General features: G+C 63.6%; 9 protein-coding genes. 5 read left to right on the top strand and 4 right to left on the bottom strand.

The genetic code is table 11. The features are described 5' to 3' along the window. Positions 1–1,290 (bottom strand): MFS transporter, encoded by a 1,290-nt coding sequence (locus MYCSP_RS15330; RefSeq protein ID WP_235629567.1) that lies wholly within the window; start codon positions 1,288–1,290, stop codon positions 1–3. A 69-nt stretch (positions 1,291–1,359) separates the two neighbouring features. Then, the gene (locus MYCSP_RS15335) at positions 1,360–1,956 is read right to left on the bottom strand and encodes a TetR/AcrR family transcriptional regulator (RefSeq protein ID WP_070909892.1); all 597 of its coding nucleotides are present in this window, start codon (positions 1,954–1,956) and stop codon (positions 1,360–1,362) included. A 79-nt stretch (positions 1,957–2,035) separates the two neighbouring features. On the opposite strand from MYCSP_RS15335, the gene MYCSP_RS15340 reads away from it, so the two are divergent. From MYCSP_RS15340 to MYCSP_RS15350, 3 genes are read left to right on the top strand one after another with little or no spacing between them, the layout of a single operon-like run. Then, on the top strand, positions 2,036–3,460 hold the full coding sequence (locus MYCSP_RS15340; protein ID WP_088414222.1) for an ABC1 kinase family protein: 1,425 nt from the start codon (positions 2,036–2,038) through the stop codon (positions 3,458–3,460). Next, complete coding sequence (locus MYCSP_RS15345) at positions 3,457–4,860, top strand: ABC1 kinase family protein (RefSeq protein ID WP_088414224.1); 1,404 nt, start codon at positions 3,457–3,459, stop codon at positions 4,858–4,860. Before MYCSP_RS15340 ends, MYCSP_RS15345 begins: the two co-directional genes overlap by 4 nt. Next, the gene (locus MYCSP_RS15350; RefSeq protein WP_088415635.1) at positions 4,847–6,031 is read left to right on the top strand and encodes a cytochrome P450; all 1,185 of its coding nucleotides are present in this window, start codon (positions 4,847–4,849) and stop codon (positions 6,029–6,031) included. The genes MYCSP_RS15345 and MYCSP_RS15350 overlap by 14 nt, the downstream gene beginning before the upstream one ends. A gap of 4 nt (positions 6,032–6,035) precedes the next feature. On the opposite strand, the gene MYCSP_RS15355 is transcribed toward MYCSP_RS15350, so the two are convergent. Beyond that, positions 6,036–13,703: a non-ribosomal peptide synthetase gene (locus MYCSP_RS15355; protein ID WP_088415636.1), complete on the bottom strand. Its 7,668-nt coding sequence runs from the start codon at positions 13,701–13,703 to the stop codon at positions 6,036–6,038. Positions 13,704–13,992: 289 nt separating this feature from the next. Here MYCSP_RS15355 and MYCSP_RS15365 point away from each other — a divergent pair, with 289 nt between their 5' ends. Beyond that, positions 13,993–14,958 carry an ArsR/SmtB family transcription factor gene (locus MYCSP_RS15365; protein WP_088414226.1) on the top strand — a complete coding sequence of 322 codons (966 nt, stop codon included), beginning with the start codon at positions 13,993–13,995 and terminating at the stop codon, positions 14,956–14,958. Between the two features lie 129 nt (positions 14,959–15,087). Then, positions 15,088–16,134 carry an oxygenase MpaB family protein gene (locus MYCSP_RS15370; protein WP_083019427.1) on the top strand — a complete coding sequence of 349 codons (1,047 nt, stop codon included), beginning with the start codon at positions 15,088–15,090 and terminating at the stop codon, positions 16,132–16,134. 4 nt (positions 16,135–16,138) lie between these two features. On the opposite strand, the gene MYCSP_RS15375 is transcribed toward MYCSP_RS15370, so the two are convergent. Next, on the bottom strand, positions 16,139–16,570 hold the full coding sequence (locus MYCSP_RS15375) for a DUF2752 domain-containing protein (RefSeq protein ID WP_083019429.1): 432 nt from the start codon (positions 16,568–16,570) through the stop codon (positions 16,139–16,141). Positions 16,571–16,581 lie beyond the last annotated feature (11 nt).

Consider the following 16,581-nt stretch of genomic DNA (forward strand, 5'->3'; position numbering starts at 1 on the left):
TCACACCTGCGCGAGATCCACCCCACGGGTTTCACGTGCGGCCAAGAGCGCAGCGAAGGTCAACACACCGGCGACCGACAGGTACACCCCTACCCATCCGACGCCGAAGTCGTGCACCAGCCAGGTGGCGATGAACGGTGCGACGGCGGCTCCGATGATCGAGGCGAAGTTGTAGGCGATCCCGGACCCGGTGTACCGGACATTCGTGGGGAACAGCTCGGGCAGCAGCGCGCTCATCGGCCCAAAGGACAAGCCCATCAATGCCATTCCCAGACATAGGAACGCCAGCATCATCGGCTTGTCCGCCGTCGACGGATCGAGAAACCAGCCGAATGTCAGCCCGAACACGATGATGCCGGCGGTGAAGGTCAGCAGCACCGGCCGGCGGCCGTACGTGTCCGCCACCCGTCCGGAGATCGGCACGCACGCCGCCAGGAACAGCACCGAAATCAGCTGCATCTGTAGGAAATCGACGTAGCTGATCGCGAGTTTGACCCCGGACTTGTCGACCACCTTGCCCGTTCCGTACGAGGCCGCCCAGGTGGTCACCACGTAGAAGATCGTGTACGTGGCCAGCATGACGAACGTGCCGATCACCAGCTGACGCCACGAGGTCCTGACCACCTCGGCCAGCGGCGCGCGCACCTTCTTGCCCTCGGCCACCGCCTGGGTGAAAACGGGCGTCTCGGTGAGCTTGAGCCGTACGTAAAGGCCGACGACCACGATGACGGCGCTGGCCAGGAACGGGACTCGCCAACCCCAGGACAGGAACGCATGGTTGGTGGTGGCCGTCTTGGCGTCGAAGCCCATCACCAGCATGAGCAGCAGAAAGGTGCCGTTGGCGAAGAAGAAGCCGATCGGGGCGCCCAGCTGTGGCCACATGGCCGCCCAGCCCCTCTTTCCCTCCTCGGCGGTTTCGGTCGCCAGAAGTGCCGCCCCCGACCACTCCCCGCCCAATCCCAGACCCTGGCAAAAGCGCAGCAGCGCCAGCAGCGCGGGCGCCCAATAGCCGACGGCGTCAAAGGTCGGCAGCAGCCCGATCGCGAAGGTCGCCACCCCCATCGTCATCAAAGATCCGACGAGAGTGGCCTTGCGGCCGATCCGATCGCCGAAGTGCCCGAACAGCATGGATCCGACCGGACGAGCGACGAAGGCCAACCCGAACGTCGCGAATGAGGACAGCAGCGCCGCGGTGTCATTTCCCTTGGGAAAGAACAATGTTGGGAACACCAGCACGGCGGCGGTGGCGTAGATGTAGAAGTCGAAGAATTCGATGCTGGTGCCCACCATGGAGGCGATGACGATGCGGCGGCGCGGGACAGCCGGCGCGTCGAGCGGGGTCTGCGTCACCGGCGGAGACTAGCGCAGCGATTCGATCCTCGTGGCCAGTACGGCCGTCCATTCGGCAATGTAGTCCTCGTCGGCGATGGTGGCGGTCGGCGCACGAAAGACGGTAGTGGTCGCACGCTTCCCCAGCAGTGCGTTGACGCCCAGCGCCCCAATCGATTCCGCCTCCGCCTTACCGATCCCGGGCGCCCAGCCGTGCACCCAGTCGGTGAGCTCGGCGTAGAGGCCGTCGAAGAGCGCGGCATAGGCGTTGTCGAGCCGCGTCAGGTGACCGGCCGGAACACTCGACGCGATCTGCAGCAGCTGCGACTCCTCGTCGAGCACGGTCAGCAGGTAGCGACCCATCATGGTCAGTTCGTTGCGCAGGTCGCCCAGTCCGCCGAAGAGCGCACGGATGTCACGCATGGCGCGACGGCGATCGAGCTGGCGATCGATACCCGCCTCAAGGAGCGCTTCCTTGGACTTGAAGTGGTGGTAAAGCCCACCCGACCCGGGAGTCAGGCCGGCGGCCTTCTCGATCTGCGCGACGCTCGTCGCCTTGTACCCCTGCTCGCCAAAGAGCCGCATGGCCTCGGCGACCAGGCGTTCTTTGGTGGAAATCTCAACCATTGACGTCTCCCAAGTAATCACTTAGTGTCACTCAGTGAGCACTTTAGCAGCTGCTCTGGCTCACCGGTAGGAGGTAGTCATGACGGAAGACCTGGTGCCCCGAGGGCGCATTCGGCGCACGATGCCACTGGCGGGGTTCACCGCGCGCGCCGCCGGAGGTCGGCTCGTCGCCGGACTACGAGAGAAGGCAGGCGACACCGGCGCCGTGGACCGCTTCCACGAAAAGACCGCCGAACGCTACACCGAACTACTCGGACACTCCAAAGGCGTCCTGATGAAGGCCGGCCAGATCTTCTCCAGCATCGACACCAGCGCCATGGGCGACGGCCGCATCTCCCCCTACGAGCGAGCGATGGCCAGGCTGCAGACCCAATCTCCGCCCATGGACCCCACGTTGGCGCGCAGCATCGTGGAATCGGAGCTCGGACTCCCGGTGGACAAGGCCTACGCGCAGTTCACCGACGAGCCGATGTCGTCGGCATCAATCGGCCAGGTCCACCGCGCCATCCTCCACAACGGCCAGCAGGTCGCCGTCAAGATCCAATACCCCGGTGTGGCACAGGCAATCCGGGAAGACCTCGCCAACAGCGAACTCGTCACCACCTTTCTTCGAACCTTCCTGTCGCTGCTCGGCCGCAGTGTCGCCATAGACCTGCGCGCCACCGCCCGAGACATTTCGGAGCGGATCTCCGAGGAACTCGACTACCGCCGCGAAGCCGCCAACATCGCGTCATTCCACGAGCTGTTCCGTGGACATCCCTTCATCCGTGTGCCGGAGGCCGTGCCGGAACTGTCCACCGAGCGCGTGCTGACCATGACCTACGTCGACGGAATCGACTGGGCACGGGCACAGCAATCCGGCCAAGAACTCAAAGACGCGTGGGGCGAGGCACTGTGGAGGTTCAGCCTGTCGCCCCTGCAGCATGCATCGGCGTTCTACACTGATCTTCATCCGGGCAACTACCGGTTCGGCCTGGACGGCTCCGTCGGAATCGTCGACTTCGGCTCCGTGAAGATCATTCCCGAGCACCTGCGTCTCTCCTGGCTGCAAATGATCGTCGCCAACCTGCAGAAACGATTCGCAGACCTGCACACGATCATGACGGAAGCCGGGTTCATCCCGGCCGGATCCACCATGACGATCGAGGAAGCGCATCGGTGGATGAATCAAAACAACCCGGATGTTGTTGGTCCACAACCGGTTACCTACACACCTCAGCTGGTCAACCGAAACATGGCCACACTGGACACCAGCAGTCCAGATTCCTTGTCGGCACGTATCGCGCTGCCGCCCGACCTCATCTACTTCGTCCGGGTACCGCTGGGTGTGCGGTCGACCCTGTCCAAACTGGGCGCCACCGTGAACGCTCGCGCAGTCGTCGACGACATGACCGGTATCGCCGAGCCCACCACCGCGCTCGGCGTTCAGCACGTCGCCTGGGTGCGAGAACGAGGGCTACCGTTCGGGCTTGATCGTCGCGACCACGAACACGCGCGGCTATGAGCGACAAACACATTCCGCACGGACGTATCCGTCGCACGATGCCACTGGCCGGATTCACCGCCCGTGCCGCGGGCGGACGACTCGTCGCGGGCCTGCGTGAAAGAGTCGGAGACAAGGGCGCCATCAACCGATTCCACGAAAAGACCGCCGAGCGCTACACCGAACTTCTCGGACACTCCAAGGGCGTGCTGATGAAAGCCGGCCAGATCTTCTCGATCGCCGACATCGCGTCCCACGGATACAGCCAGTTCTCCCCCTACCAGAGTGCGTTGACGCGACTGCAGGCCGACGCGCCCCCGATGCACCCGCTGCTGGCCCGCCAGGCTCTTGAGGAGAGCCTCGGGCGATCGGTGGATGAGCTGTTCTGCGAATTCAGTGACGACCCGATGGCCGCGGCGTCGATCGGCCAGGTCCACCGCGCCATCCTCCACAACGGCCAGCAGGTCGCCGTCAAGATCCAATACCCCGGTGTGGCACAGGCGATTAAGCATGATCTGTCCAATGCCGAGCTGATGGCCACCTTCCTGCGCTTCGCGACGGGCATCGCCGGACCCAAGCCGCAGCTCGATCACCGCCAGATGGCCGAGGAGGTGGCCGCGCGCATCTCCGAGGAGTTGGACTATCGCCACGAGGCGACCAACATCAAGGCCTTCGCGGCGTTGTACGCGGATCACCCGTTCATCCGGATACCCGAGGTGGTCGACGAAGCGTCCGGCGATCGGGTGCTGACCATGACCTACCTGGACGGTCTGGATTGGGTAGCGGCGCAGCAGGCCGACCAGGATCTCAAAGACGTGTGGGTGGAGACCATCTGGCGTTTCAGCACCGGATCGTTTCGGCACGCCAATCTCTTTCACGCCGATCCTCATCCCGGCAACTACCGATTCGGGATGGATGGTTCGGTTGGCTTCGTCGATTTCGGCTGTATCAAAGTGGTGCCCGAGTCCTTGCGCTATCGGCTCGTCCAGATGATTCGCGCGGCCGCCGAGGAACGGCGCGAAGAGCTGCGCCGGCTGATGGTCGATACCGGATACTTCGCCAGTGATTCCCCGCTGACCGCCGATGACGTCTTTCAATGGCTCGGGGCGACAGTTCAGGACATCCGGGCCCCTCAGCCGGTCACATTCACGCGTGAAGTATCGAACAGCGCCACCCGTTCCCTGCTGAATTTCCAAACACTGCATCAGATGTCCATACCCAGCGATCTGGTGTTCCTCGCGCGGATCAATCTGAACATCAGCGCGCTGTCGGCAACGCTCAACGCGACCATGCACACGCATGCACTGCTCGACGATCTCGACGGCATCGCCGAACCCGTTTCCCCACTAGGTAAACAGCATGTCGGATGGGTCCGCGACCGCGGCCTACCCTTCGGATTGGATCACCATGACCACTGCTAACCCCACGGCGCCGCGGATCCCCTGGGATTCACGGGATCCTTACGACTACTACGAAAACCTGCGTGCCCGAGGCGACGTGGTCTGGGACGAGAATGCCGGCACCTGGCTGGTGCTGGGCTATCACCCCGCGCGCGAAATACTGGGCGGCACCGGATGGTCGAGCGATCCACTCGCCAGCCCCCAGATGCGGGCCTCGGCCCCCGAGTATCTCGACCTGTCGAACTTCGGCAGAAACATGCTCTTTGCCGACGGGCCAGATCACACCGAACTCAGGGGCGCGGTCCGTGATGTCTTCACCCCTGGATTCATCGCCGGTTTGCGCGAAGGTGTCCACTCCATCGCCTCGCAGGTCGTCGAATACCCATCGGCCGGCGAACCCTTCGACTTCATGGCCGATATCGCCCTGCCACTGCCGATCGCCATCATCGGCGAGTGGCTCGGCCTTGATGACGCATCGTCGGCGGTCCTTCGTGAGGAGTCCCCGATCATCATCCAGATGTTGGGTGCCTTCGCCGACGTCGAGACCGTCCTGGCCGGTACCGCCGCGGGTGCGACCCTTGCCACCGAACTGCTTCCCCTGGCCGCCGACCGACGGTCATACCCGGGTGACGACCTGCTCAGTTTGATCGCATCCGATGCCAATCTGTCGTTGGAGGATGTGGTCACCATGGCCTTCATGGTTGCCATCGCGGGCCATGAGACGACGGCCAATCTGCTGGGGGCCAGCATGCTTCGACTGCTCGCCCCACGCGCCGACGGGTCCCAGCTGGCCGACGGCATCGACCCGGACGATCCGGCGGTCATCTCCGAGCTGCTCCGGCTCGACGGCCCGGTGCTGGGCACCGCGCGCGTGGCGACCCAGGAACACCCCCTCGGCGGTCACACCATTCGCGAGGGCCAGACGGTGCTCATCGCAATCGCCGCGGCCAACCGCGACCCACAGGTATTCGTCGATCCCAGCGAGTTCCGGCCCGAGCGCAAGAGCAGCCCGCCGCTGGCCTTCGGGTACGGCGCGCACCACTGCCTGGGCTCGGCACTGGCGAAGTTGGAGACCTCGGTGGCAATTCGCGAGATCTTGGCCCGCAGACCGGAAGTCACCGGTCCCGTGACCTGGCGCGACACACCGGCCATCCGTGGACCTCGCAGCATCCCTATGCGGTTTCAGATCTAGCCGGCTACAGCAATCCGAGCAGATGAAGATCGGTGACATACTTGACGATGACCGGCGCTGAAATATGTGGAATATCTTGGTGCGGGCCAATTTTTGCTCGCCGGACCGCGGCCTGGAAGTGGTCGGCTGGAGCGTAGGACCCGTGCGTTGGCTCGGGTGCCTGCAGCTGCCCATGCTGTTTCAACGCCATTAACATCTGCAGCACTGAATTCTGGCGTTGTCGATCCGGCAACGCCAGCAGACCAGCTTCGAACCGCATCAGCCATTTTTCGAAATCACCAACGCGCTCGATTCGATAACCGGCCGCGATCAACCAGTCGACGTATTGGTCGATCCCGACCCCATCGTCGTGCGGATTCATCACGTGATAGGTCTCGAACCCCTCGACCACGTGAGCGCCCAATGTGGCGATCGCCTCTGCGACGAATTCCACTGGCAGCCCGTCGAAATGCGCGCGCTGCCGATTGCCGTGCACGTCAAGTTGGTAGAACGACTCGGGTGCGACACCGGTAGCCATGACGCTCAGCACCATCCGACTGACCGTGTCGGATACGTTCAGCTGGCCCGCGTAGCTTGTATCGGCCATGACCATGCTGGAACGGAACACCGCAACCGGCAGTCCGAACATGTCATGCGCCTCGCGAAGAAGCACCTCGCCCGCCCACTTACTGTTGGCATAACCGTTGGCGTAACTGCTGTCCACTACGCGGGTTGGGCTGATCTCTCGAATGTCGGCGCCCTCGGTGAACCTCGCTGGATCGATCTGGCGGCCGACATCTGAGGTTGAGACGAATGCGTACGGCTTGAGCTTTGTCGTAAGCGCGAATCGGATCAGCTCGGCAGTGCCGACAACGTTAGGCGCGAAAAGCTCGCTGTAGGGCAGCGTGCTGTTCACAAAGGCCGCCGAGTCGATGATCAGATCGACGGATTCGGCGAGTCGCTGCCAGGTCTGCCGGGCCATACCCAGCGTGGGCCGTCCCTTATCACCGGCGATGACTTCCAGCCGATCGGCCGCCAATTTCTCGAAGCGCGCCACCAGCCCGGCATCGCCACTGTCGAACGTGTTCTCAAGACGCCGCCGCGCGTCTTCGTCGGATGAGGCCCGCACCAAGCAGACCAGCGCACCGCCGACACGCTCCATTTCCTGCAGCCAATGCAGGACGAGATGGCGGCCGAGAAAGCCGGTAGCTCCGGTGAGCAGCACCGTCCGCCCTTCACCCCGTGACTGTGGCCGAATGGGATTGGCCGCCAATGCAGTGATATCGATGAATTTGTCCAACCTGAGATCGCTGGCACGCACCTCCGTGGCTCCTCTGCCGTGCACGGACGCAAAGCTGGGTCCCCTGGAGTCCCCCGTGGACATGGCACCACCCACGCGGGCACTCAGGCTTGCCACCGTCGGCGCATCGAACAACGTCCATACCGCGAGGTCGACGCCGAGAGCGGTGTTGATCGCGGCGACGGCCCGCATTGCCGAGATCGAGTCCCCACCAAGATCGAAGAAGGAGTCATCGACTCCCACTCGCTCAAGGCCCAGCGTGTGGGCGTAGATGTCGGCGATGGTCCGCTCGGCAGCGTTACTCGGCGCCCGGTACCGATGGGCATCGCGATACGCGGGTGCCGGCAGCGAACGCTTGTCGAGCTTGCCATTTACGGTCAGAGGCATGTTCTCGACCACGACCAGTGCAGCAGGGATCATGTACTGCGGCAGTCGCTTCCCCAGCGCTACTCTCAAGACCGCAGGATCCGCAGTCCCGGTGATGTAACCGACGAGACGCTTGTCACCAGGACGATCCTCTCGGACGATGACCGCCGCTTGTCTCACGCCGTCCAACTCGGCCAGTGCCGACTGGATCTCCCCGAGCTCGATGCGATATCCACGAATCTTGACCTGCTCGTCGGTACGGCCCAGGTGCTGGAGCTGACCGTCTTCGCCGTACCGCACCAGGTCCCCGGTGCGGTACATCCGTGTTCCCCGGCTCCCGAATGGACAAGCCACAAAACGCGATCCGGTCAATCCGGACCGATGGACGTAGCCGACCCCAAGCCCCGACCCTGCCAGATAGAGCTCACCGGCCGTGCCCGGTGGCACGGGGCGCAGCCAGTCGTCGAGTACGAACGCCGCGGCGTCCCGGACCGGTGAACCGATGGGCACCGATCCTGTTTGAGGCAGCAAGGGTGCGCTGATCGTGGCATAGATGGTTGCCTCTGTGGGGCCGTAGGCGTTCAGCATCAGACGATCCGCCGCCCACCGGTTCACCACCTCGGCTGGGCAGGGCTCCCCCGCTACCACAACTGCCAATTTGCCCAAGCCATCCCTCTCCAACATGCCTATCGCAGAGGGTGTTTCGTGCAGTACGCCGACCTCTTCGGAGACCAGAAGATTGTGCAGGTGCAGCGGCGAACCCGCCACCGACTCGGGTATGACCACCAGCCGTGCACCATGCAGCAGGGCACCCCAGATTTCCCACACCGAGACATCGAAGACCAGCGAGTGCCACTGCGACCACACCCGGCCAGTCCCTGCGGGCAGACCCGAGGGCAGCGCCTCGAGTAGTTGGGTGACACTGCGGTGCGTCACAGCCACGCCCTTGGGAGGACCCGTGGTGCCGGAGGTGTAGATCGTGTACGCGATGTCGTCTGGCTCGGGCGCATGCAACGCGTGCCATGCGGGGTAATCGGTAGCAGAATCATGGATCCCCACAGTGGGCACAGACGATCCGGCCAAGAGGACACGGAGCTCGTCTGTCGTGGCCACGGCCACGGGTGCGGAATCCTCAAGCATGAAATTCAGCCGCGCGGCAGGCACGGCGGGGTCAAGCGGCACGTACGCCGCGCCCGTCTTGAGTACCGCAAGGATCGCGACGATCGCGTCGTCGGAACGGGGAATCAACAGCGCAACGGATTCCCCCGGTCGGGCACCGAACGAGGCCAGCAGGTTGGCCAGCCGGTTGGCCCGGTGGTCGAGCTCGTGATAGGTCATCGAGTTCCCCTGGAACGTCAGCGCGACCGCCTGCGGTGCACGGTCGACCTGGCGGGCGAACATCTGCGGGATCGAGCACAACGACGACGGCGATCGTGCCAACACTGCGCGATTGCCCCAGCTGTCAATTCGGTCATGCTCGTCGGCATCAAGCACGTCAATCGACACAACCCGCCGCGCGGGGTTGGCAGTCATGGCAGCCAGGATCCGTCGGAGTCGTTCAACTAGCGCATCGATGCAGGCCGCGTCGAACTGGGCTGTGTCGTATTCGATGCGCACGCCGAGTTCATGACCCGGTAGTGCCATCACCGACAGCGGATAGTGGTTGTACTCGCGGCTGACGAATTCGGTGATCCCCAACTCCTGCGCTCCCATGAACGCGCCGGCATCCACCGGATAGTTTTCATACAGGAAGAGGGTGTCGAACAATCGCTCGTGGCCGGCGAGATGATGAATCTCGTTGAGCGCCAGATGTTCGTGCTCAAGCAAGTCGTTGTGGGCGCTCTGCATCTGCTCCAGCAGTTCGGCCACCGTGGTTGCAGCGGTGGCACTCGCTCGTACCGGCACCGTGTTGATGAGCAGACCCACGATCGAGTCGGCCCCTACCAACTCCGTGGGGCGGCCCGACACCACCGTGCCGAATGCAATGTCGTCCAGACCGGTCAGCACCATGAGCAGTTGCGCCCACGCGGCTCGCAAGACCGTGCTGACGGTAGTGCGCTGCGACCGCGCGAGATCGCCTAAGGCCTGCGTGATCTCGGCCGAGATCCGATAGGACTTGACACCACGCTCCCCGGGAACGGCAGGTGGAGCGACAAGAGTGGGGCCATCAAAACCCTCCATGACTTTGCCCCACGCCGCACAAGCGGCATCACGATCCTGGTCACCCAACCATCTGACGAAATCTCGATAGGACCGCGGCGCCGAAAGGGACTGCCCGAAGTACATCGCGAAGATCTCCCGCAGCAGAATCGGCAGTGACCACCCGTCGATCACGATGTGGTGAAAGGTCAGGATGAATCGGTAACTGCTTCCCTTGGTGCGGACCAATGCTGCCCGGAAAGTCGGCGCGCCGAGCAGATCGCACACCGCAACACGCTCGGCTTCGCACAGCCGATCGATCTCCTCCTCGGATTCGAATTCTGCTTGCCGCCAACAGATCACCGGATCTGCCGGAATGACCTGCACCGGTTCACCGAACTGCGTGTAGAACCTGGCCACCAGGTTCGGGTGCCTTTTCACAACGGCGCTCACAGCGTCCCGCAGCCGATGCGGGTCGATGGCACCGGTGACGGTGATATCCATCTGCACCGCATAGAGATCATGCGCGGTGTGGCCCGCCAACGGATCGTCCGCGGTCGTCGCGATGGAGTGAAACATCAAACCCTGCTGTACCGGCGTAAGTGGCAACACGTCCGCGATGCGGTGTCGCAATGCCAATTCATCGATCTGGTCTTGAGTCAGTCGGGCAGGAAGAATGTCAGACGGGCTCAGCCCTCCACCGCCGTTGCGAACGTGCGTGCAGATCCCGGTGAGAGCCTCAAACCACAATCGACTCAACCGTTTGACCTGGCTTGCTTTCATCGCCGAGGGTGCCCATGTCCAGCTGGCCTGTAGGCGTGGACCAGCTCCCGTGCTCGACTCAAGGATGCCGGCGTTGATTTCGACGGTGTGCATCATGGGCAGTGATACCGCCGCAGATGCGACGGTTGATGACAGATTCTCCTGGCTAATCCGCCACAGGTCATCCGAAACCTCTGTCGTTCCTGCGCCCAGACGCCCGAGATAGTTGAAGCCTATGTTCGGGTCCGAATCAGGGAGCTCGACGTCCGGATTCAAGTACCTCAGCATTCCGTAGGTCAACGGGTCGGGGAGGCCACGAAGCTGTTCTTTGACGGCCTTCACCACTGGCCCCAGAGCCGAGTCACCACCGCTCACCTGCGCCCAAGATAGCGGGCCCACCGACAGCGCCACTGGATACTTGGTGGTGAACCATCCCACCGTGCGGGACAGGTCAACATCGGCGATCAGTTCTTCGACGCGGCCATGGCCTTCAACGTCGATGCCGATCGGAGCCCCGCCCGCGCCCAGGAATTCGTTCCACGCCAGTCCGTAGGCGATCAGCAGAACATCTTGCACCCCAGTGTGAAACGCTGCCGGCACCTCACCGAGCAGCATTCGTGTGACGTCGCTGTCCAGCGAGATCGAGAACGATCCGGCGGTGGCGTAGGTGTCCACGTCGGGTTGCACCGCAGGCAGCATCGCCGGAACCGCGGAGACCGAACGCCAGAGATCGGCCGACTTAACCACATCCGCGCTACATGCCTCTTCTTGCAGCAGCGAGGCCCACCTCGTGAAGGATGTCCCTGGTGCTGAGAGCGCCACGGCCTGACCACTGCGGTGCTGCATCCAGGCAATATTCAAGTCTTCCAGCAGGATCCGCCACGAAACGCCATCTACGGCCAGGTGGTGGATCATCAACGCCAGCTTGCCCTCGGCGGGTGCCCACACGGCGCTGAGCATCATTCCCTTCCCCGGATTCAGCCGAGAACGCGCGGCCCCCAATGCTTCATCGGATAGCTCGGCGACAGTGCCAACGCACGCACGGGCATCGACAGAACCCCTGTCGGGTATGCGTAGTGACCAGCCGGCATCACTGTCCTCAGCACACAACCGCAGCGTGGCATGTCGGTCGATCAGCGCTTGAAGCAGGACAACGATGTCGGCTTCGTCGACACCGGCGGGGGCATGCAACACGACCGCCTGGTTGAACTGGTCAACCGGTCCCTGCACACCCTGCAGCCAGTGCATGATCGGAGTCGCCGCGACCGGCCCGATGCCTTCGTCGATAGTTCTGCTCTCGTTGTCACCCAAGGTGACTACTCGCGCCAGCCGGGCTACTGTCTGTTCGACAAAGATGTCACGCGGTCGGCACAGGACACCAACCGCACGAGCACGTGCGGCCACCTGCATCGACAAAATGCTGTCCCCGCCCAAGTCGAAGAATGAGTCGTCCACGCTGACCCGGTCAGTACCAAGCACTTGGGTAAATATGCCGGCCAGGACTTCCTCGACGGGAGTGGACGGTGCCCGGTAATCCGCTCCGGCACTGCGATATTCGGGTACAGGCAGCGCACACTTGTCCAGTTTTCCGTTCACCGTCAATGGCAGTGTCTCCAGCGCCACCACAGCAGCCGGCACCATGTACGCGGGTAGCTGCTCGGCCAGTGCGGTACGAGCGCCCCGCGCATCCGCCGTTCCGACGATATAGCCGACGAGGCGTTTATCACCGGGGCGATCTTCACGGGCGATCACCACCGCCTGCTCCACTCCATCCAGCCGCATCAATGCCGCTTGGATCTCGCCTAGCTCGATCCGGTATCCGTGAATCTTGACCTGCTCATCGGCCCGTCCGAGATACCGCAGCTGCCCGTCGGCACCCCACGACACCAGATCTCCGGTCCGATACATGCGGTCGCCGGGCTTGCCGAACGGACATGCCACAAACCGCCCGCCAGTCAACGCCGTACGACGCCAATAGCCTGACCCGACCCCGGCACCCGCCAGATACAACTCACCAATGACCCCGTCTGGCACCGGCCGCAACCACCGGTCGAGCACAAAGAACGCTGCGTGCGCCACCGGCGAGCCTATTGGCACGGAATCACCTGAGGACTCGGCCTCTAGGGGCGCACTCTTGCATGCCCACATGGTCGTTTCGGTCGGCCCGTAGACGTTGACCATCACTCGCCCCGGGGCCCATCGATCGACTAACTCAGGTGGGCATGGCTCGGCACCGATCACCAAGGCCGTCGACGCCAGCCCGGCCGACGAGAGCGCCACGGCTGCCGAAGGCGTTTGGGTCAACACCGTGACACGTTCACTCACCAAGAGATCGTGGAATTCATCTGGTGCACGCGCCACCGAGTCGGGCACGACCACCAGCCGGCCTCCGTGCAGGAGGGCGCCCCAGATCTCCCACACAGAGAAGTCGAACGCATAGGAATGGAACTGCGTCCACACCTGATCTGGTGCTAGTTGGATGCCGATGTCCAGCTCGTCGAATAGCTGGACGACATTGCGCTGGGTCACCGCAACGCCCTTGGGGACACCGGTAGTCCCCGAGGTGTAGATGACATGGGCAAGGTCATCGGGGGCCGGCAGCGGTGGCGCGGTGCAGGGTTGGGTGTATGCAGCGGGGTCGTTGACGTCAAGCACGGGCACCCCGAGCCCGTCCAGCTTGGCCGCCCACTCGGCTGTGGTGATCGTGGCAATGGGGGCGGCATCAGCGAGCATGAACTCGATACGCGCAGCCGGCAACGCGGGATCGATCGGCAAGTACGCCGCACCCGACTTGAGAACCGCAAGGATCGCCACAATCGCTTCGGCTGAGCGCGAAAAAAACAGCGCCACAAATTGTCCCGGCCCTGCACCCTTACCTGCGAGGAAGTGTGCCAACCGATTGGCAGCCTCATCGAGTTCGCGGTACGTCATGGACTGACCCTTGAAGGTCAGCGCCAGAGCATCCGGAGAGCGTTCCACCTGCCTGGCGAACGCCGCCGGAATCGACAGCACGGCTGTCGGGCACTCTCTTAGCACCGCCTGGTTACCCCACGCAGCAAGTTGGGCGTGTTCATCGTCGTCAAGCAGATCCAACGACAACAATGTCCGGCTGGGATCAACGCTCACGACTGTCCCCTCGCATCAGCTATCCGGCCAACCCGCGCGCCGCAATTGGTCGACCGGCATCCGATTTGCGACGCCGATCGACTTGCGAACCCGCCGGTGCCCGCCGTCCTGATTGAACCGCGACGACCTGCAAGCGGTACAACATTTCGACCGACACCGAAATGTTCATAGCGCTGCGTGAGCTCCCGACAACTTCACGCAGCGCGATGTTTCATGGGCGTACCGAAAGGTATGGGCATATCGTGTGAGAATGCTCATCAAAGCGGTTCGCAGCGAGGTGTAGGCCAGCATGTTGCGCCTCATCTTCACCGCGAATGACCTTGCCTTGACTCGGTTTCTCCCGATGCCCGCCCCATTGCTGGAAATGAAGTTCGCGACACGTGCACTGCGGCATGGAATTCGCACTCCGTGGGGCGAGCGATGGCGTTGTCATGCACTTGCGGCGTTTCCCATCGCGGCGGCACCGGGATGGGCTGTGGTGAGTCACTTTTCGTGGTCGCTGTCACCCACTGTGCTGGGCGGCGACTTCGATGAGGGTATGCAATCCATTCAAAAACTGGACCGGCGGCAGGCACAGGCCGAGTTGGCCGTCTTCGGGCGTGGCCCCACCGAAGGCCCCGGCCCGCCGCACTATCTTCGATACGCCATCGCGGGCGATCGTGAGGCCACTATGGCGTTGGGGCGCATGACAAAAGATGCGTACAAGGCGGTGCTGGAACCGTACTGGCCCGATATTCAGGCGAACCATCAGATTGAACTTGTCAGGCAAGGACGGATGATGGCGCGTCACGGCGTACGAGCAGCGCTCAGCATGATCGTCCCCGGCGCGCGCTGGAACGGCGATTGCCTGGAGATCGACAGTCCGCAACGGCAGACCATCGCGTTACGCGGTCGGGGCATCGTATTGACACCCAGCGTCTTCTGGGCAGGTCCGCCGTTGGTCGGTGAGCTTGACGAGCAACCGGTCGTCCTCGCTTACCCCGCTCCCATTGACTTGACCCTCAGCGTTGGTGACGAATCTGACCCGCTTGCGGCGATTCTCGGATCGACCCGGGCGGCCGTACTACGACTACTGGCCAATGAGCACACCACCGGTGACATCGCCCGCGCGCTCGGCATTAGCCCCGCGTCCGCATCCGAGCACACGTCGGCACTGCGGCAGGCTCGGTTGGTACGCAGCCGCCGGGACGGCAAGGCCGTCATTCACGACGCCACCGCCCTGGGGCTGGACCTCATCGACGCGAACCGCCGCTAGCCAACGCACCACCGCGCGGGGATTACAACTCGGGAGTCACTCCAGTAACAGTTGCGCGCGCCACTGTTGACAACTGGCGTTGTTAACGTCTCCAATATTGATTAGCAAACCGCTCCCTGGGAGGCAACGATGCCAAGCACAGCTGCACATTCCACAACACCGCGCTCGGCGGGCATGCCGCCACGAGGTGATGCCAAAGCCCGGATCTGGCGGCGCGGGGACGGCGCCACGCCCGCCGGCCAGCGCACCGGCCCCGACGGGCAGCCCGATTACGGCTACTTCGGCCCCGACTCGGTGACCTGGAAGGTGTTTCTGCACCCGTCTGTGGCGCCAATGATCGTGCTGGTGACGGCACTCCTGGAGGGCAGTCACGAGGGACTGCAGGCCGTCGAGATCAATCACGATCCGGTGTTCACCAAGAGCAGGCGCAACCAGATCGACTTCGACGACACGGTCAAGCGCATTCAACGCACCGCCGGGGTCCCGATCCCGATCATCTTCGGCGACACCGCGAGCGCTGATGCCCTCGCCGCGCACCTACGCCACTACCACCGCAACATGAAGGGCGTCATCCCCGGCACCGACCGGCCCTATGACGCACAAGGACCGGCGCTGGTGCTCTTCGCGCACGTGACGATCATGCATGCGGCGCTGCGGATCTACGAGAACACACCCGCGCCCGGACGCCTCATCCCCCGGCGCCTGCCCAAGGCCGAACGCGACCAGTTCTTTGCGGAGGTCAAGACGTTCGCCGAACTCATGGGCGCCGATCCGGACACGGTGCCCGTGACCTCCGATGAGGTGGCGGCGTACTACGACTCGATCGAGTCTGAGTACCGGATGGTGAAAGGCTTCGTGCCGGGCGGCATGCGTTTCGCACTGTCGGTGATCCGTAACGCGCGTGGCTTCGGCGGCCTGACGGCCGCTGCGGTCGCCGCGATCACTCTCGTCACCGCGGTGCCCTCGGTTGCGGTGGTTCCGCCAAAGGTACGGCGCCATTTGGGAATTCCCCGGATCGCCGACCCGGTGCTGGCGATGCTGCTGCGGGTGGCACAGCCCGCCTTCGTGCCGTTCACCGTCGAACCTCTGGCGCGCCAGATCTCCCGCCTGTTCATCGGGGATGACGGTATTACGTTGGGAGAGAACGCCCGCGAGCTCATGGAGCAGTCCGCGTAGGATCTCACACCCGCAGCGCGGTGAACGGCGCGATGGGGATCAGCCGGATCACGAACCACGCCACGAACACCGTCAGGATGATCGCCGGAACCCAGCCGCGCAGCCACGGCGGGTTCCAATCGGCCTCCCCTCGCCAGCGGCTGCGCGTCCACGCGACAAAGCAGATCGCCAGGAACGCGACGGCCACCAACGCAACCGCGTTGTAGTGCAATGCGCCAAGCACATCGCCGTGCAGCAGCGAGTAGACCATCCGCAGGCCACCGCACGCGGGGCAGTCAAGTCCGGTAAGCGCCTTGAACGGACACACCGGAAGCACTCCCCCAGGCGTCGTCGGATCGCCGAGCCAGATCGCCGCACAACCCGCGACTGCCGTCGCGCCCACCGCGGCGGGGGCAACGAGTCGGGAAACCAGGGAGGTCGGCTGGAAGGTGGTCATCGATTCCAGTA

This window comes from Mycobacteroides saopaulense, assembly GCF_001456355.1.
Taxonomy (GTDB): domain Bacteria; phylum Actinomycetota; class Actinomycetes; order Mycobacteriales; family Mycobacteriaceae; genus Mycobacterium; species Mycobacterium saopaulense.